Origin of the sequence: Legionella beliardensis, from assembly GCF_900452395.1 — a bacterium.
GTDB lineage: Bacteria > Pseudomonadota > Gammaproteobacteria > Legionellales > Legionellaceae > Legionella_C > Legionella_C beliardensis.
This window is the reverse complement of sequence record NZ_UGNV01000001.1, coordinates 1725652-1744463: the sequence shown is the minus strand read 5'-3', so window position 1 is coordinate 1744463 and position 18812 is coordinate 1725652. Positions and strand designations below refer to the sequence as shown.

Sequence of the window (18812 nt, the reverse complement as noted above, 5' to 3'; positions counted from 1 at the left end):
GTTAATCCTGATTAGTTAATGCTGGAGATGATAATGAGCTTTAGTGCAGTTCAAGCAGCAATCAAAGAACATGATGCTAAATTTGTTGATCTACGTTTTACCGATACTCGAGGCAAAGAGCAGCATATTACCCTTCCTATTTCTGCGGTTGATGAAGATTTTATTGAAAACGGTAAAATGATTGATGGCTCTTCAATTAAAGGCTGGCAAAAAATTCACCAATCGGATTTAGCGCTCGTTCCCGACTGCGAGAAAATTTTACTAGATCCTTTCTATCAGGATAACACCTTAATTATCCGTTGTAATGTCGTCGATCCCCAAACGATGCTCGGTTACGACAGGGATCCTCGGTCACTTGCTAAACGCGCTGAAGCCTATCTTAAATCAACAGGTATTGCTGATGCCGCTTTATTTGGCCCTGAACCTGAGTTTTTTATCTTTGATGATGTCCGTTGGAAAACAACGATAAATAGTTCTTTCTATGAAATTGACTCGGCAGAAGCGCAATGGAATTCAGGAAAGAGCTTTGACGGTGGTAATATTGGTCACCGTCCTGCTATTAAAGGTGGTTACTTTCCAGTGCCTCCTGTAGATTCATCGCAAGACATTCGCTCAGATATTTGCCGTACCTTAGAAGAACTACAGGTCGTTGTTGAAGCTCACCACCATGAAGTGGCCACAGCAAATCAGTGTGAAATAGCTACGAAGTTTGGTACTTTGGTTCGTAAAGCGGATGAAATGCAGCTACTTAAGTATGTGGTGCACAATGTCTCTCATAATTATGGTAAGACGGCCACTTTTATGCCTAAACCTTTAGTAGGTGATAATGGTAACGGTATGCACTGCCATCAGTCTTTAGTAAAAGATGGTGTTAATCTATTCAGTGGTGATAAGTATGCAGGTTTATCTGAAACTGCCCTTTATTACTTAGGCGGTATTATTAAGCATGCGCGTGCATTAAATGCATTTACAAATCCTGCGACCAATAGTTATAAACGCTTAGTTCCTGGTTTTGAAGCACCTGTTTTACTGGCTTATTCTGCACGTAATCGCTCTGCAGCCATACGTATACCGCACGTTAGTAATCCTAAAGGTCGGCGCATTGAAGTGCGTTTTCCCGATCCGATGGCAAATCCTTATTTAGCTTTTGCAGCTATGATGATGGCAGGCTTAGACGGTATCCAAAAGAAAATTCATCCTGGTGATCCTATAGATAAAGATCTTTATGATTTACCACCAGAAGAGCTAAAAGACGTTCCTACTGTCTGTTCTTCGTTAGAACAAGCAGTGAAGTACTTACGCCGTGATCATGAATTTTTATTGCAAGGTGATGTTTTTACCAAAGATTTTATAGAAAGTTATATTGAGCTTAGAGAAGCTGAGATTAACCAATATCGCAGTTTCGTTCATCCATTTGAATTTGAACTTTATTATAGTTTATAAATTGCTTAAGTTATCATTTATAAGTAGATATAAAAGGCTAGTTTTATATAAACTGGCCTTTATAAATTAAATTTAGCAATTATTAAGTTGTTAAAAGAAGATTTACTAAGTAAAAACGCTAAGGGAATGCATTGATGATAAAAATTATTATTTCTCTTTTATTTTCTCTAATAATTAGCCCGCTGCATGCTGAAATTTATAAATGGACAGATAGTCAAGGTGTTGTTCACTTCAGTGATGAACCGCACCCGGGCGCCGAAAAAGTAACACTACCACCCATAGAGACTACAGCACCACAGCCTAAACCAACCACACCTGCGGCCACAACGAACAATGCCTCTGCTGCAGCGGCAACTCATGAATATGAATCAATTGTTATTTCACAGCCTAAGACTGATTCAACGATTCGTAATAATCAAGGTTATGTCTCAGTGGTAGTAAATATTGAACCAGATCTTCAACCTGGTGATGCTCTACAGCTTCTTTTTGATGGTCAGCCCATAGGAAAACCACAAGCTAATAAAATTTTTACTTTAAATAATGTTAATCGTGGCACACATACTATTGCAGTACAGGTTGTTGGTGCTGATGGCAGTGTTTTAGAGGCAAGTGATAAAATTTCTATTCATATGCAAAGGCCACGCGTTGGCATGGTGCCACAAACACGTCCAGCAAATAATGCCCCTTGAAATTTTGCAGACCATCCCTATATTGAGGAACAGCGTTTATTTTATTAATGCATTAAGTAAAAATGCTTTAGGGGAGATTTTAAATGGCGGGTAAGAAACAAACAATGGGGTTCCAAACTGAAGTAAAGCAAATGCTTCATTTGGTTGTGCATTCACTTTATAGTAATAAAGAAATTTTTCTGCGCGAATTGATATCAAATGCTTCTGATGCGCTTGATAAGCTGCGCTTCCTTGCCTTGGCTAATTCATCTCTCTATGAGAAAGATTCTGATCTTAAAATTACCATTGATTATAATGAAAAGCTAAAAACAATTACCATTAAAGATAATGGTATTGGTATGAGTCGGGATGAAGCGATTGAAAACTTAGGTACTATTGCAAAATCGGGAACTAAAGAATTTTTAAGTCATTTAACCGGCGAAAGCAGCAAAGATTCTCATTTAATTGGCCAATTTGGCGTTGGTTTTTATTCAGCATTTATTGTAGCGGATAAAGTCACGGTTAAAAGCCGCCGCGCAGGCTTAGCACCTGAAGAAGGTATTGTTTGGCAGTCAGAGGGTGAGGGTGAATTTACCATTGCTGAAGAAACACGTGCTGAACGCGGTACTGAGGTAATCATTCATTTAAAGAAAGAGGAAGAGGAATTCTTAAGTGATTGGCGGCTGCGAGGAATTATTACCAAATACTCCGATCATATTTGCTGGCCTATCCTCATGAAAAAACAACATGATGAAGAGAATAAAGACAATAAAGATGACAATGCTGTTGATTATGAAACAGTAAATAAAGCAACAGCGCTTTGGACACTGCCTAAATCTGAAATCAGTGATGAAGATTATAAAGCGTTATATAAGCATATTTCTCATGATTACCAAGATCCCTTAACTTGGTCGCACAACCATGTTGAAGGCAAACATGATTATATTAGTTTATTGTATGTGCCAGCGCATGCGCCATTTGATTTATGGCAGCAAGAATCGAAACATGGTTTAAAGTTATACGTAAAACGAGTATTCATTTTAGATGACGCAACCCAATTTTTACCTCGTTATCTACGTTTTATTAAAGGTATTATTGATGCCAGTGATTTACCTTTAAATGTGTCTCGAGAAATTTTACAAGACAATAAGCAAGTCGAATCTATTCGCTCTGCTTGTACAAAGCGTGTTTTATCCATGCTTGAAAAAATGAGTACGCAAGACGCAGACATGTATCAGCGTTTTTGGAATGAATTTGGCTTGGTATTAAAAGAGGGGCCTGTTGAAGATTTTGCTAATCGTGAAGCCATCGCTAAATTACTCCGGTTTACATCAACACACACTGATTCTGAAAAACAAAATGTATCCTTGATGGATTACTTAGCACGCATGAAGGAAAAACAGGATAAAATCTATTACATTACCGCCTCAAGCTATAATGCAGCTAAACATAGCCCGCATTTAGAAATATTTAAGAAAAAAGGCATTGAGGTTTTATTATTAAGTGATCGTATCGATGAATGGTTAGTCGGTTATTTAAGTGAGTTTGAAGGCAAAAAATTACAATCCATTAGCAAGGGTAAAATCGATTTTGAAGGTGAGGATGACGGTGAAGGAAAAAATATTAAGGAGCAAGAAAAATCGCTAGAACCTATGCTTAAGCACATGAAGGATGTATTAGGCGATAAAGTTAAAGAGGTCAATCTAACTAATAGATTAACTGACTCGCCTGCTTGTGTTGTTGCTGATGAACAAGATATGGGCCTAGAAATGCAACGTATTTTACAAGCTGCAGGCCAACAAGTGCCTGGTTCTAAACCTATCTTCGAAATTAATCCTGAGCATACCTTGATTAAGCGTTTACATAATATTGAAGATGATGAGCGTTTCGCTGAATGGGTGACTATGCTGTTTGAACAAGCAGTCCTTGCTGAAGGTGGTCAACTTGATAACCCAGCTGACTTTGTTAGCCGAGTAAATAAATTGTTAATGACTACTGCTTAATTTAGTTTGGATGTACTTCTAAATAAGCCCATCTATTACCCAAATTATTAATAGATGTGCTTTTTATTATGGATTCATGTATAGTGCCTATGCGCATTAATTATGGACAGGGAATTTACAATGAAGTTTTTAGTATTTCTTTTAAGCCTATTGATTCTATTTGTAGGAAATTATTCCATGGCTAGAAAATCACTACCTGATCAATCTACAGACTTGCCTAAGCGCTATATTAAAAAATTAGATAAACAGGTATCCTTTATAGGATTAGGTACTGTTGAATTAGGACGTTATTGGGGTATTGCTGGTAAAGATAGCTTACATCCATCAGAATCAATCGCCAAAGATGTACTACAAAGTGCATTAAAAAATGGCATAACTGTTGTTGATACGGCCTCTTCCTACGGTTTAAGCGAAGAGCGAATCGGCCGTTATATTCCTCGCACGCGTTTTGATTATTTGTTAATTACCAAACCCGGTGAGCATAATATTAAAGCCACTGATCCACGCTGCCAAAAAAAAGCCTATGATGAAATTTATTGTGCAAAACCTGCTGCTGCTTATGACTTTAGTCGTAAAGCCATTTTTAAAGACGTTGAAGAAAGTTTACAAAAATTAAAAATAGACAAACTTGATGTAGTACTGTTGCATCTAGATAACAAAAACGCCGTTGAAACATTAAAAAAAGGCGAAGCAGTGCGCGCATTACAAGAGTTAAGAGCGCTCGGAAAATTAAGTTTTATTGGTGTTTCTGTTAATGGCGAAGCCGCACAATATGCCATTGATATGAATTTATTTGATGTCATTGAAATGGAGTACAGTTTAATTAACCAACGTAATAAACCCTATATTGATGCAGCGTATAAGAAAGGTATGGGAGTTATTATACGCGGTGGACTAGGAACAGGTTTATTAACGCCTTATGTCAAACAACACATTAATGATCCTAACCTGCCTTATGGGCAAAAAGTACGTGCTTTATTAGAGTTAACCCAACACAACTATGATATGTTAACAAGCCTTGCTCTTGCTTTTCTCTATCAAGACAATCACATTAGCTCAGTTATCTTAGGCGCAGATAGGCCAGAGTATATTGCTAAAGACATTAAAAAATTATTAGAATTTAACGATTCTTCATTATTGGAAAAAGCAAAAATCATTGTACAAAACTATGAAACACCAGACTTCTTTACGGAAAATATGGGTGAGTATTACTTTGATTAAACTAGATAAGTTTCTTTTAACATAGTCCAAAAATCACTGCTGCTCTTAGCTGTCTCTGATCCACCTCTCTTTAAGAGATAAGTGCAGACCCAAAGGACTAAAACTTAGGTTGTATTTCCTTTCACCCAGGCTGCTTGCTAGATGAGCTATTTAGCTGCCTTAGTCAGACGCAAAAATCAGACTGGATACCGTGGTTAAGCCACGGTATTTCGAGAGAATTGAAAGAAGCCAAAGAAAAAACGAATTACTGTGGCTTGTATATAGCCCTGTGACATAGGTAACACATGTAACGGGACATGGGTAACAGTTTAATAAAATAAGCGTAGGTCGGGCGCTTCGCCCGACATTTCTTTTTCTCAAAATTTAAGCGCATGAGGCCGTTCTTCATAAGTCCAATTATGACAATGGCATCACTAATAAAAGGATGATGGCGTTTCGCATGACCGAAAGAAGCTCGTAATAAATCAATCTATTCAATGAGTCATTTATTTTTTCTATTTTGCAGGTTCACAGTAAAAAAATAAGATACCCCGGGCATAATCACTCGTCGATAGCGCATGTCGGATTGTTGTCTGTATTCTATTGTGAAAAGTGTATATATCAGTTTTAATTTTTTTTAGCAAAAAGGAAGTGTCGGGCGATGCGCCCGACCTACGCTTGCTTGTTAAGAGATAGTTTACCTGCATTCAATTAACGTTTGATTTTTTTCATGTTAATTAACCTTAGCTTCTTTATATCATTTAACCTAATATAATTTTCATTGATTTATTAATGATCACCATAATATAATTTCGCGCATTTAGTAATAATTGCCTGCAAAAAGAGATCGTATTGAGGGGTTGGGTTAAAAAAAATCCACTTACTTAAGAGATAGCTCGTTGTAATAACTTAAGTAAACTGTGGAGTAAACTAATGCATTTTTATAGATTTGAAAAACTGCCCCTGCAAGATCATAAACCATTTTTTAAAGCTGTTAAATCAGGACACTTAACAAAGGTGAGGATCCTTTTTAGCAAGTATAAGCTAAACGTTAATGCTGTAAATCCAGATGGCAAAACTGCCTTGTCGCTTGCTTGTGCCAATTTAAATGCAGACATGATTACATTTTTGTTAAATAGGGGGGCTGATATCAATAAGCCTTATCCTCATTGGGCACTTACTAAGGCAACGACTTTAGCTGAAGTGATATTTTTATGGAAAAAAGCATGTAGAAAAAATGATGAGGGGCAGCGTCAACAAGCAGCGAACATCATCCAATTGCTATGGGCACATCAACCACCTCCTTACCTGCAAGAACAAGATAACCTTCAGGCTCACCTTCATTGTTTTTGTGATGCTAATAGTCGATCACTTTTTACCGGCTTAATTTCATACTGGAAGGAAAAAAATCCTAAACGTTTAATCTCGGTTGATTTATCTAATCGTGATATCAATGATTCTGACTTAAGCAATTTAGCCGATGTTTTAAAATTCAAAGAATTTTATCTTTATGTTGCAAAACTTGATTTATCAAATAATTCTTTGTCACATAGCGGATTAGGCGACTTAGCAGCTGCATTAAAAAATAATACTACCTTGCAATCTTTAGATTTAAGTAATAACAAAAAAATTGGCTCTCGCCCAGGGCTTCTTTATTCTGGCTTTCAATATTTAATTCATGCGCTGTCTAAGAATACACAACTGCAATACCTTAATGTAAAAGGTTGCCTATTAGATAAAGCGGATATTAATACGTTACTCAATTTTCTAAAAGAAAAACCACAAGATTCTAAATTAGAGAGAATTGATTTCGATGTGCCTGAGGCGGTGCTTGCGGCTTTGCCAGCAGCAGATAGAGATGTCATTCGCACCACCCAAGGAAATTCCTATTTTATTGGTGCTATCGTGCAATGTAAAAATAAGTTAACGAGCTACCGCCCTAATGAAGAAAGAGCAGCCGCATTATTAGGGAAAAGTATAGAGTATCTTAATAATTGTAAGAAAGATTTTACCGGAGAGGATATCAGTCTTTATTTAGAAGGAATAGCAGCTGGATTAATGAAATTTATTGATGTTGCGTTAGAAAATGATTTTATTGATCTCGTGCAATGCTTTGATGAGGTATTAAAAATTCTCGAACTTTCACGTACTTCAAATGTGTTAAGAATAATTACTGCATACAAGACAAAAGATAAAAATTCGCTAGAGGTTTTTCGCTCTACGTTTGAAAATAACATGCAGGCCTTATTTAGTGCTTCTTGGAATATATTTAGCGGTCATGTGGATAGTCAAATCGTGACACCGGCTGAAAAAATGATCAGCATGGCAAAAAATCTCATTTTAGGGTTAAGTGGTTTTAGTAAGGTAATAGAAGGACATTGTCAGTTATTAGAATTCGCAGGAGAAGGCTTAAAGACTGTTGTACTTGAGGGCGCAGGGCTCATTGGCAAAACCACGGAAGTCGCTGATATTATCATGCATATTCCTTGTAGCGATGACATTAAAAATTTTATCATTCGCCAAATTCATGGCGCAACCATGAGAGACTCATGCGATCATTTGGTAAATTGTTTTGGGAATTTAACAACAGCCTTAAGTAAAGCCAAATCTTTGTCACATGCTATTTTTCATTATTATAAAGATAGTATGAGTAACTTACCGCCTGAAAAGGCAGCTATAATAGCGAAATATGCCTTTTTGCATATATCAGATTTACTGATGTCAGGCATTATAACTAAAAAATTTACAGCTGACACGTTTATAGAAGAAGCCATCACTTATCTTTCCTATGTCCCTATTCGAGATACCGTGGTACGGAGTGATATGTTAACAGCAGCAGAAAAGCAAGAAGCCCAAGCTTTTTTCATGCAGCCAGGCTTAAAATTCTCCTCAGAGGGAAAAAATGGGGATTGCTATTGTACTGTTAATGGCCAAATTTCCGATCACCCAAAACGTTGGGCAACACCAACTGAAATGACAGCTTTAAATGAGCTGTTAGCCAGGCGAAGGGCTGATAAAGAATACACAGAAACAATATCTACTACCGCCACCTTGCTTGAGCATCCATTAAGATTTAATGAGCGGGAATTATTATTATTGGCAGAAAAGGCACCTTTTGAGACTGAATTGAGTGAATATAAATCTCCCAGCAAGGAAATAAAATCTCAAAAACAGGAAATGAAAGCTCAAAGAGAGATAATCAGATTACAGGCAGAGAAAATTGAATCTCAAGGCAATGAAATTAAAGAATTAAAAAGGCAGTTTAATTTTTTAATGCAGAATGCATTACCAAAGGAAGAAAGCCAAGTAGAGGAACCAGTACAATATGTGTCTTTAATATAGCTTTTTCAGGTGGCTGTCTTTTAAAAAGCGAAGTAAGTAGCAAGTAGCCTGGGTGCAGCGACGCGAAACCCGGGTTTCGTCCCTTTGGGCCTACACCCAACTACATTTACTTTTAAAGGTATCGATGCAGATGAAGTGATTCAAATTATGAAAACCCATTTGTATGAAGGATTAGATCTTGATTTTAATGGCCCGTATAGCACGATAAATTTAAACTAATGATTAATAATTAAATTGTTTAGTTCTTCTACGGTTTCCTATTCTATTAGATCAACTTACAAAAACAAATTAATCAAAAATTGTACTATAATTATCTAATTAGTTTTATTTTTCCCTGAAGTGAAGATGCTAGTATTTAAATCAATATAGATGTTTCGGATTTAAAATGAAGATGCAGCAAGATGAATTAGTTGATGATATTTATTGGCAGGAGGATCTACGTTGTTGCGGAGCTCAGGTAGTTGTGGAATCTCAAGAAAAGATAACGCCAGAGATACTGATTGAAAATGGTTTGGATAATTCCGTAGATGCAGCCTATGTTTTTGTAAATAAAAAACAAACCAACTCTTTTGCTGCTTATTATCTAGAAAGGGGCATAAATGGCATCACTTGTGCGCTTATCTCTGATTCATTAAATGATGAGCAAGTTGCGCGCCTTACAGGGAGGCCGGAATTGGTTAAAGGCAAAAAAGGCGAGAGAAAACATTTATTTGAACCCATCAGCGGTGGATGGTGTACAAACAATAAAGACAAGGTTGCTATCTTAAAATCGCCTACCTTGGATACTTTCTCAGAGGTACTTAACCCATACTCGCAATACTCACTACACTGATTTGCTTAAAAACAAGAGACCAGCAATCACCCGTGGGGTAGAAGTTAGCGCTCAAGATAAAGAATTTGAAAAACTTATGGCAACTTTGGCAGGGCGAGTAGTTAGTGAGTTGCAAGTGCAATCGAGAGAAAAGCCAGTCTCAGTTCAAGTGGTAAAAGGGTACCGAGAGCTGCTTTATCCAGAAAGTCGACAAGAAGGAAGATTGATTACAACTCGTTCTGACGTTAGAAAAAAAGGAGAGTATTATCGATTTTACCAGCCAGGCTCGCCATCTAATCAATCCAATATTGATGAAAAAAAAGCGAAAAACGATGCTCAAGTCTTAACAGAAGAAGGTAGAGTAAAAAGTATAAAAATTAAACTATAAAGATACTTCTGTAAATGGAAAACTGTCAACTCAAGTCTGAGCTACTACAAATAAATGTAGCTTAGGTGCAGGCCCAAAGGGCCGGAACCCGGGTTTCACTTTTGTTGCACCCAGGCTACAAGCTTAGTTTTCTACGCTAAAAGACTTACAGTTTCTATTTTTTCTCTTTTTCTTCCAACTTGTGACCATCGAGATGCCGCTCGCTGCGTTTACTGTCTTGTTTCTCTAGCTGCTTTTCTTTTTTTGTCCTGCCGAATTTAATTCGATTTTCAGCAGCCTTTTTTTCTTTTTCCAGACGCAGTTTAGCCTTTCTTTTTTTATTAAGATTAATGATATCTACCATCGTGCTCTCACTTGTACATAGTATTTATACTATAGCGTATAATAGGTACGTGGATTGTCTAATGGAAGTAGTGTATCAGATTGCAAGGAAGCTACCTTTTAATAATCAAGTAATTTCCTTATTCTTATTACATAAGCATTAAGATTTGTTTGGATTACAAAATCTTTAAGGGGCGTGGGTATCTCAAAATAGACGATATTTGCGAGAAAACCATAACAACAAGCGTCTAAAGCATGTACTGTATTGCCAAATATAAAATCATTATCTTCTAATAAGAAGGAAATAGCTTTTAAATCCGCAACACCGGCTTGATAAATGTCCTCAGCAGAATAACGACCAATGCCCTGGTAATGGTATTTTTCAATATTATAGGTTCTAAATTTTTCTAGATCGTCTGCAGATAGCTCTGGTAAATTGCGTAGGAATTCCGCTTTAAATAGCGGCCAACACGCGTCATCTTGCCAACGCGAATATGACATTACCCAATAGAGATGATTATCTAACATGCTGGTCACTAAGAAATGTAGATTTTTTTGTGCCGCTGTTAAATCTGTATCCAAGTTTTTATAGTGCTCTGATAAATAATGAATAATCTTATTGCTATCAGTAATAATTTGTTCGTTATCTTTAATATAAGGTAACTGCCCTCTGGGCGCATTTTTAGTATCTACAATATGCTCATGGTTGTAATTAATTTTTGCTAAGCGGAGAAAGGTATCAACTTTTAAACCAAAAGGATTATTATCGGGTAAGCCAAAAAGTTCAGGGTAGGAATATAAGGTGAGCATTTTAAATCCTTTTTATAGCAAACTAATCTTTTTAATGTGAGCCCATACAAATGTTTCGCATTTTAACACGGCTAAGGTTTGCCTGGTGCGACTGCATTAATGGCGTTTGTCTTTAGAAAGCCAAAGATATATTTTTATATAAAAAAGGCCCATCTAAGCAGGCCTTTAAACTATCACGACATTAACGAATTACTCGTCTGTTAAGCGGAAATATTTTGTTCCAAAATAACGTAATAGTTTTTTTCTAATGGTGCCACGGCTTATACCAAGCATTTTAGCTGCTTGTAATTGATTGCCACGGCGTTTTTCCATGACAGCCTGTAGAAGAGGTGGCTCAACTTCTGACAAAATCATATCATATAAATCATCTATAGGTTTATTTTTGTTTTCTGCAAGAAAACGGGTAACTAGTGTATAAACTAATTCTTGGAGGCCTTGTTCTTGTTTTATGCCTTGAGCAGATGCTTGTGTATCAATCACGTTCATCATAACTTCCTTATTTTTGTTAAAAGCTTAATCCAAATGCCCTCGGGTTGCCGAAAGCTGAATTATTGTACCTCAAGGTTAATTGATAATCTACTAACGTAAGTAGCAAATATTGACCATAAAGGCTATTTTGTTCAAGAGTTGATTTAGTTGACTATTATTTTATTTATTAAATTCAATTAGTTAAATAGAAGCGATGGGTCTATACTGTAATCACAACCACAAAGTAAGCGGTAGTATTGATAGGATTCTTAATAATGACAACAATTGATTGGCTTTCAGCGTTAATCGCTTTTGATACCACTTCATCTAAGTCTAATTTGCAATTAATTCATACCATTGCCGATTGGTTTTTACAGCACAATATTAAATCAAGATTCACTTCAAAAGCAGATAATAAGGCAAATCTATTTGCAACATTACCAAGTGTCGATGGAAACACTCAAGGCGGTATTATTTTATCAGGCCATACGGATGTCGTGCCTGTTGTTGGACAGGCTTGGGATAGTGATCCATTTAAAGCAGAACTACGTGACGATAAAGTATTTGGGCGAGGTGCTTGCGATATGAAAGGGTTTATTGCCGTTACTTTGGCTTTATTGCCTAAATTGCAAGCCCTTAATTTAAATTTCCCAGTGCACTTTGCTTTTTCCTATGACGAAGAAATTGGTTGTTGTGGGGCACCGGTGATGATTGCCGATTTAAAGCCATTAAATTGTAATCCGAAATTGTGTATTGTTGGTGAGCCGACTAATATGCAGCCTGTGGTAGCTCATAAAGGCATTCGGGTATTTCGTTGTCAAATTCAAGGCAATGCCGCACATTCTTCCTTAACGCCCAATGGCTGTAACGCGATAGAGTATGCAGCAAAATTGATTTTATTTTTAAGGCAATTGGCTGAAAAGTTCAAAAAAGAGCAGCTTGATAGAGATTTTGATGTACCATTTACGACGCTCACAACCAATATGATTCAAGGCGGAAATGCTCATAATATAATTCCAGCTTATTGTGAATTTGTTTTCGAATTTCGCCATTTACCTGAACATGCTGCTAGTAGTATAAAAAATCAAATAGATCAATATATAAATAGCCATTTATTACACGAAATGCAGCAAGAATATCCCCTAGCTGCTGTTAATTTAAATGAAATAGCGGGCGTGCCAAGTTTTGCTGCCCATGCAGATTCTAAATTAACGCAACTTTGCCAAGCCATCACGGGTCAATATGCAGCAAAAAAAGTAGCTTACGCCACTGAGGCAGGTTTATTTCAAGAAGCTGCTATTTCTACTATTGTTTGTGGCCCAGGTAGTATCGAGCAAGCGCATCGGGCTAATGAATTTGTAACACTTGCGCAACTACAACAGTGTGAACAGTTTTTACTAGCAGTTGTTGAAAATATGGCAATAAGCTGAAGAGCATGTTTGTATTAAATAATTTGGCAATAGGTTCTAAGCTATTGCCAGATAATATCAGATTGATGTTTTTGCGCTGATTTAAGCATATCAATTAAAGGAACAGCGCGGGTTGCGAGACTAATAGGTGGTTCATCTTCTTTATCCCTTGGTAAGGGCGCGTTTTTATTTGTTTGATTAAGCCCTGCTAATAAATTATTTAACGCTTGCTCCACTTCTTCAGCCTTAATGGCTCCGGGTATATTATCGCTATGACCCATTAGCTTAATTAAATGCCTTGCAACATTACCAAAGAATATGAGTTTTCCATAAGACTCACACGTAAAAGTGACTAGCATGTTTAAGTCCTTCTTAACTGAGTTAATGCAATCATAATCGATTAATTACAAACTTTCTATTTTTAGCTATTTTTAGATTGGTTTATAACAAAATTAAGATGAACAGCTTACTTTAATTTCTGCTAAGTCTTTTGGCGGTGGTAGGGAATATAATTCATACTCTGGCTGTTCATCGAAAGGCTTTTGTAAAATAGTATATAATTTGCCAATCTCACGATAATTTTGGTTTTCGTAAGCTTGTGAAATAGCTTGCTGCGCTAGGTGATTACGTAGTATATATTTTGGATTAATCTTCTTCATTTTTTCTTGGCGAACGCTAATAGGCATTTCTTCATGCGTTAATCTATCTTTATAGCGAGCTAGCCAGGTATTTAATTCTTTTTTATTCTCAAAAAGGTAAGCTAAAAAATCATTGTCTTTTTGTGGATTAAAATTGCTTAAACGACGAAAGAACACGGTATAATCTACTTTATCACGTTGTAGTAGAGAGAATAATTCAGCAACTAACTGTTTATCAGTATTGTGTGTTCTTTCTAATCCTAATTTTTGCTGAACTAACTGATAGTAATGAGCTTGTAATTCATTATCAAAGCGCGCCACGGTTTCTTGCAGTTGCTCAGCAGCAATAAGAGGTGTTAGTGCTTGTGCTAACGCTAATAAATTCCAAAAGGCAATTGTTGGCTGCTGATCAAATGCATAACGTCCCGTATAGTCAGAACTATTGCAAATATGATTTGCATTAAAGGCATTAAGAAAGCCAAAGGGGCCATAATCGATAGTTAATCCTAAAATGGACATATTATCTGTATTCATGACGCCATGACAAAACCCTACTGCTTGCCATTTTGCAATTAATTGTGCGGTTTTTAAGACGGCCTGCTCAAATAAGTGAAGATAACCTTCGACATTAGTTGGTATATCAGGATAATGTCTATGCAAAACATAGTCTGCTAATTCTTTTAGCGCCTGATGTTGATTGGTATAGTAAAAGTACTCAAAATGGCCAAAACGAATGTGTGATTCGGCAACCCGCGTTAATACCGCACCAGGTTCTGGCACTTCGCGGTAAACCAATTCATTGGTTGCGACAATAGATAAGGCACGAGTGGTAGGAATATTTAAGGCATGCATGGCAGCTGAGCATAAATATTCTCGGATTGCGGAACGCAATACGGAGCGCCCATCGCCCATACGCGAATAAGGTGTTTGGCCTGCGCCTTTTAATTGCACATCCCAACGCTCACCTTGCTGATTAACGACTTCGCCTAATAAAAGAGCCCGACCATCGCCTAACTGTGGCACATAATAACCAAATTGATGGCCTGAATAGACAGTGGCTAAAGGCTCGCTTCCTGGTAGATGCGTATTGCCAGAAAAATAATTAGCAAAGGTTTTTTTCTGAATATCTTTATCGCTTATTTCTAATAAGGCAGCTGTTTCATGATTAGCATGAACAAGCCTAGGCTCTTTCACAGAAGTGGGGTTGAGCTTCGTAAAAAAATAATTAGGTAAGCGCGCAAAACTATTATCAAAATTTAGTTTCATATCTTTTCAATTAGTTGTTCATTTTGCATTATAGCATGTTACATTAGACTTCTTATTAAATTGCCATCGCTAATAGTCTTAAATAAAATTTAACTTAATAAGTTTTTATTTAAGCTTGATTTATTATATAGGCTATAATTAGATGTTTGAATTTAACGGAAAATTTTATAGAATTTTGTGCAGTATTCATAAAGGATCTAGGTTAAAGATCAGTTGGCTATAAAGCGGGTTTAAGCCAACTAACGCTAATTAACGCTAAGGAACGGTAATGGAAGAAGGTAAATCGCTGTGGGTTGCTATTAGTAAGCGAGAAAAAAATTATCCAACGCTAATGGCTGACATTGAGGTGGATGTAGCTATTGTTGGCGGCGGTATTACGGCGGTTACTGCTGCTTGTCAATTAATCGAAGCCGGTAAACGCGTGGCTATCATTGAAGCTGGTCAAATTGGTGGACTAACAACCAGTTATTCAACCGGTAATTTATACGTTGCTGTACAGCCATTTTATCAAACCATTGAAAAAAAATTTGATTTAGATACCGCTAAAGTGGTTGCGCAATCGCGGCTCATGGCTATCGATCATATCGAAAAAAATGTACGTGAAAAAAATATCAATTGCCACTTTAACCGCAGGCCTTGGTATTGCTACACGACGGCTGCAAAAGAGCGTGCTTCTATTGAAAAGGAAGTTGAGTTATTTAAGCGCTTAGGCATTGATATTGATTACACAACTCAAATGCCTCTTGCAGTACCCTACAAAAAAGCAGCTGTCATGCCTAATCAAGCGCGCTTTAATCCACTACAATATGTTATTTCCATGGCAGACTACCTGCATGAAAAAGGGTGTATGATTTATGAAAATACTCAGGTGACGCATTTTGAAGAAAAAGAGATATGCTTTGCTTACACTAAAAATGCAAAAATTAAGGCAGATAAGCTTTTCTTAGCTACCCATACGCCGCTTGGTATCAATAATGCTCACTTTTTTACGGCTCCTTATCGAAGTTATGTCGTTGCTGTGCGTTTAAAAAATCACGTTTGTCCTGAAGGACACTTTTGGGATTTAAGTGAGCAGTCTCATATCTTTTCGGCGCATGCTTATCAAAGTGATGATCCTGAATTATTGATGCTTTCTGGTAGCCATCATAAAACCGGGCAAGGGAATAATACCGAAAAGCATTATCAAGAATTAGAAACGTATTTAAAAACCTTCCTGCCAATCGAAGAAGTTATTTTTAAATGGTCAGCCCAGCATTATAAATCAGCTGATAATATCCCTTACATAGGCCTAGCTTCACGAACTGCAAAACATACCTTTATGGCTACTGGCTATTTTGCAGATGGATTAACGTATGGCACATTAGCAGGACTTAATATTGCTGATTTGATTCTTAAAAAAACTATACCCTTTAAGGATGTCTATCAAGCTAATCGCAACACCCTTGGTGCGTCTTTAGGCTTTATGGCTAAGGAAAATAGTAATGTTGCTATGCAATATAGTAAGGATTTACCCATTGCAGCGGCTGATATTGAATCAGTTAAAGAGGGGGAAGGCAAAGTTATCGAAATTAATAAGGAAAAATTTGCTGTTTGCCGAGATAAAAATGAACTACACATGGTCTCTGCTGTCTGCCCACATATGAAATGTATTGTTAATTGGAATAGCGCTGAAAAAACTTGGGATTGCCCTTGCCACGGCAGCCGCTTTACTAAGCAAGGTAAATACATTGAGGGACCGGCCATGGCTGATTTGACCATAAAACAAGAATAGATTTTTGATAAGGAGCGTTTATCCATGTTAATTTTGGCAACCATTGTTTTTGCAATTGCAGCTGCATTAGGTATTTATTTAATTAACTATATTTTTCAAGATAAAAATACCCCTAAAGGTATTGTCATGATCCATGGTGCGTTTGCAGCACTAGGAATTGTTTTACTCATTTTATATTTTTTTTCCAGTCAATCCTCGCCTGTTGTTAGCTTAATTTTATTTATTTTAGCGGCTCTTGGTGGTTTTTATATGGTTTGGCGTGATGTAACGCTTAAGCCCGTTCCTAAATTTTTTGTAGTAGGTCATGGCCTTATTGCTGTCATTGCTTTTATATGTTTGATTGTATTTCAATTTACGGCCTCGTAAGGAGCAAGTATGGCTGAAATGTTAATGAATAAATTAAAAAATCGTACTTATATTACCTGGTCAGCCATTTTTTCAGCAGCTATTGCCGGCGTTGGGCTTAATTTTTTGTTAAATTTATTAGCACTTGCTTTAGGTATAGCCAGCTTTACTATCAGGTTATCCGGTAAAATTGAGTTTTCTCTGTGGGGGCTTATTTGCTTTTGTATCGCAGCCGTTATTGCTATGTTTTCAACAGGCTGGTTAGCTGGTAGGCTCTCTTACCCTACCTTAAATCGATTTTGGGGCATCTTTATTGGTTTTTTAGCGTGGGCTTTATTATTAATCATGACCATTATTTTAATTACCAATATGATTCAATTTACTATCTTTCATGCTAATTTTACTTCAAGTTTAGTCGCTATAAAAATTACCAATGACGCACCTATGTTAACTGAGATATTTTTAAGTGGCAAAGCACCCTTGAGTGTTACTTTAGAGGAAGATAAGAAAGTTATCGTACTTAATGCTTTAATTACTTTTATCATGTTTTGTGTTGGGGCTCTAGCCAGCTGTATTGGTGGTTATTTAGGTTATGGCCGCGCGCTAACTAAACAAGATAATTAAGGTGAGCGAATTGTAATGAATATTTTAATTACAGGCGCATCAGGGTTTGCTGGTACTTGGGTCACCAGAGAGTTAATTCAAAAAGGGCATCAAGTAGTTGCTGCAGTAAGAGATATAGCGTACACCCAAAAATTATTTCCACAAGCGCAAGTACAGGCTTGTGATTTTGTGAAGGATACAACTGTTGAAGCGTGGCTGCCTCGGTTAGCAGGCATTGATGTTGTCATTAATTGCGTAGGTATCTTTTACCATTCAAATCCTAAAATCATGTGGGCTATCCATTTTGATACGCCAAAGGCGTTATTTAAAGCGGCTGAGCAGTCAACCGTTAAACAAATTATTCACCTCTCAGCCTTAGGTGTTGACTGCTACCAGTCTGATTATGCAACCAGTAAAAAAGCGATTGAGGATTATTTATTAACCCTAAAAATTCCTGCCATTATTTTAAGACCTTCTTTTATTTATGGTCCCGCATCAGAGGGCGGGATGGCGTTAATGCGTGCTTTGGCCGCTTTTCCTGGCATTATTCCTTTACCAGGAAAAGGAATGCAGCAATTTCAGCCTATTCATGTTGGGGATTTAGCACACGCTATAAGTAATATGATTGAGCATGATATCAATGAAGCCGTTATTTTAGCGGCTGTAGCAAGCACGCCAATCACCTTAAAAGAAATACTATTAACCCTGCGCAGCTGGTTACAGCTCGCTCGTGGTTACTGTTTATCTATTCCTTTAATCCTCATTAAATTAGGTGCTAAGCTGGGAGATTATTTGCCTTTTTCTACTATAAATACACCAGCGATTGCGATGCTTGAACTGGGCAATGTGACGAGCCCCGCTGAGGCGAAAAAATTTGCCCAAACGGCGCGACTTACGCCAAGAAGTTTTACAGAAGGTGTTTATAGCTATCCGAGCAATAAGCCAGATCGTTTTTATGCTCGATTATTTTTTATCAAACCTTTACTGCGCTTAAGCTTAGCCTTTATGTGGTTAGCCAGTGCGCTTGTTAGTGCGTTTTTCTTTCCCAGGGTTGCGTCTTATACGCTTTTAGCGAAGGTTGGGGTAGCTAGTTCTTGGCAACCGTTTTTACTAAATAGTGCTTGTATCATTAATGCACTTATTGGAATTAGCTTATTATTTAATTATAAAACAAAGCTAAATTGCGTGTTACAAGTGCTGGTTATGGCTGCTTACACGGTTATTATTACCATCAAATTACCCGATTTGTGGTTAGAGCCATTTGGCTCTATAGTTAAGAATATTCCGGTTTTAATTAGTATTATTATTCTCTATTTAATGGATTAA

General features: G+C 37.0%; 17 protein-coding genes. 12 read left to right on the top strand and 5 right to left on the bottom strand.

All coding sequences use genetic code 11. The features are described 5' to 3' along the window. The first annotated feature begins 33 nt into the window (after positions 1-33). From glnA to DYE47_RS07665, 7 genes are all read left to right on the top strand, one after another. A complete protein-coding gene (glnA, locus tag DYE47_RS07695; protein ID WP_115302717.1) occupies positions 34-1443 on the top strand; it encodes a type I glutamate--ammonia ligase in 1410 nt (469 codons plus the stop codon). 134 nt (positions 1444-1577) lie between these two features. After that, positions 1578-2132 carry a DUF4124 domain-containing protein gene (locus DYE47_RS07690; protein WP_115302716.1) on the top strand — a complete coding sequence of 185 codons (555 nt, stop codon included), beginning with the start codon at positions 1578-1580 and terminating at the stop codon, positions 2130-2132. 83 nt (positions 2133-2215) lie between these two features. Beyond that, a complete protein-coding gene (htpG, locus tag DYE47_RS07685; RefSeq protein WP_115302715.1) occupies positions 2216-4114 on the top strand; it encodes a molecular chaperone HtpG in 1899 nt (632 codons plus the stop codon). Between the two features lie 120 nt (positions 4115-4234). Continuing rightward, a complete protein-coding gene (locus DYE47_RS07680; protein WP_160149868.1) occupies positions 4235-5335 on the top strand; it encodes an aldo/keto reductase in 1101 nt (366 codons plus the stop codon). A gap of 912 nt (positions 5336-6247) precedes the next feature. Then, positions 6248-8656: an ankyrin repeat domain-containing protein gene (locus DYE47_RS07675; RefSeq protein WP_115302713.1), complete on the top strand. Its 2409-nt coding sequence runs from the start codon at positions 6248-6250 to the stop codon at positions 8654-8656. Positions 8657-9041: 385 nt separating this feature from the next. After that, positions 9042-9488, top strand: coding sequence for a hypothetical protein (locus tag DYE47_RS07670; RefSeq protein ID WP_115302712.1), 447 nt, complete (start codon positions 9042-9044; stop codon positions 9486-9488). 76 nt (positions 9489-9564) lie between these two features. After that, positions 9565-9855, top strand: coding sequence for a hypothetical protein (locus DYE47_RS07665; protein WP_131750084.1), 291 nt, complete (start codon positions 9565-9567; stop codon positions 9853-9855). 154 nt (positions 9856-10009) lie between these two features. Here DYE47_RS07665 and DYE47_RS07660 read toward each other — a convergent pair whose 3' ends face one another. From DYE47_RS07660 to DYE47_RS07650, 3 genes are all read right to left on the bottom strand, one after another. Further along, the gene (locus tag DYE47_RS07660; RefSeq protein ID WP_115302710.1) at positions 10010-10198 is read right to left on the bottom strand and encodes a DUF4169 family protein; all 189 of its coding nucleotides are present in this window, start codon (positions 10196-10198) and stop codon (positions 10010-10012) included. A gap of 98 nt (positions 10199-10296) precedes the next feature. Then, positions 10297-10986 carry a glutathione S-transferase family protein gene (locus DYE47_RS07655; RefSeq protein WP_115302709.1) on the bottom strand — a complete coding sequence of 230 codons (690 nt, stop codon included), beginning with the start codon at positions 10984-10986 and terminating at the stop codon, positions 10297-10299. A 189-nt stretch (positions 10987-11175) separates the two neighbouring features. After that, positions 11176-11472: a helix-turn-helix domain-containing protein gene (locus DYE47_RS07650; RefSeq protein ID WP_115302708.1), complete on the bottom strand. Its 297-nt coding sequence runs from the start codon at positions 11470-11472 to the stop codon at positions 11176-11178. Between the two features lie 257 nt (positions 11473-11729). Here DYE47_RS07650 and argE point away from each other — a divergent pair, with 257 nt between their 5' ends. Next, on the top strand, positions 11730-12884 hold the full coding sequence (gene argE, locus DYE47_RS07645; protein ID WP_115302707.1) for an acetylornithine deacetylase: 1155 nt from the start codon (positions 11730-11732) through the stop codon (positions 12882-12884). A 41-nt stretch (positions 12885-12925) separates the two neighbouring features. Here the strand turns inward: argE and DYE47_RS07640 are convergent, their stop codons facing one another. Both DYE47_RS07640 and DYE47_RS07635 read right to left on the bottom strand, forming a co-directional pair. Continuing rightward, the gene (locus tag DYE47_RS07640) at positions 12926-13222 is read right to left on the bottom strand and encodes a DUF1840 domain-containing protein (protein ID WP_115302706.1); all 297 of its coding nucleotides are present in this window, start codon (positions 13220-13222) and stop codon (positions 12926-12928) included. Positions 13223-13315: 93 nt separating this feature from the next. Next, positions 13316-14767 (bottom strand): protein adenylyltransferase SelO, encoded by a 1452-nt coding sequence (locus tag DYE47_RS07635; protein ID WP_115302705.1) that lies wholly within the window; start codon positions 14765-14767, stop codon positions 13316-13318. A 268-nt stretch (positions 14768-15035) separates the two neighbouring features. On the opposite strand from DYE47_RS07635, the gene DYE47_RS07630 reads away from it, so the two are divergent. The 4 genes from DYE47_RS07630 to DYE47_RS07615 are packed head-to-tail and all read left to right on the top strand — an operon-like array spanning position 15036 to position 18812. Then, positions 15036-16538, top strand: a complete 1503-nt coding sequence (locus DYE47_RS07630) for an FAD-dependent oxidoreductase (RefSeq protein WP_115302704.1) — start codon at positions 15036-15038, stop codon at positions 16536-16538. 24 nt (positions 16539-16562) lie between these two features. Continuing rightward, positions 16563-16904: a hypothetical protein gene (locus tag DYE47_RS07625; RefSeq protein WP_115302703.1), complete on the top strand. Its 342-nt coding sequence runs from the start codon at positions 16563-16565 to the stop codon at positions 16902-16904. A 9-nt stretch (positions 16905-16913) separates the two neighbouring features. After that, a complete protein-coding gene (locus DYE47_RS07620) occupies positions 16914-17507 on the top strand; it encodes a hypothetical protein (protein WP_115302702.1) in 594 nt (197 codons plus the stop codon). Positions 17508-17522: 15 nt separating this feature from the next. Further along, positions 17523-18812, top strand: coding sequence for an NAD(P)H-binding protein (locus tag DYE47_RS07615; RefSeq protein WP_115302701.1), 1290 nt, complete (start codon positions 17523-17525; stop codon positions 18810-18812).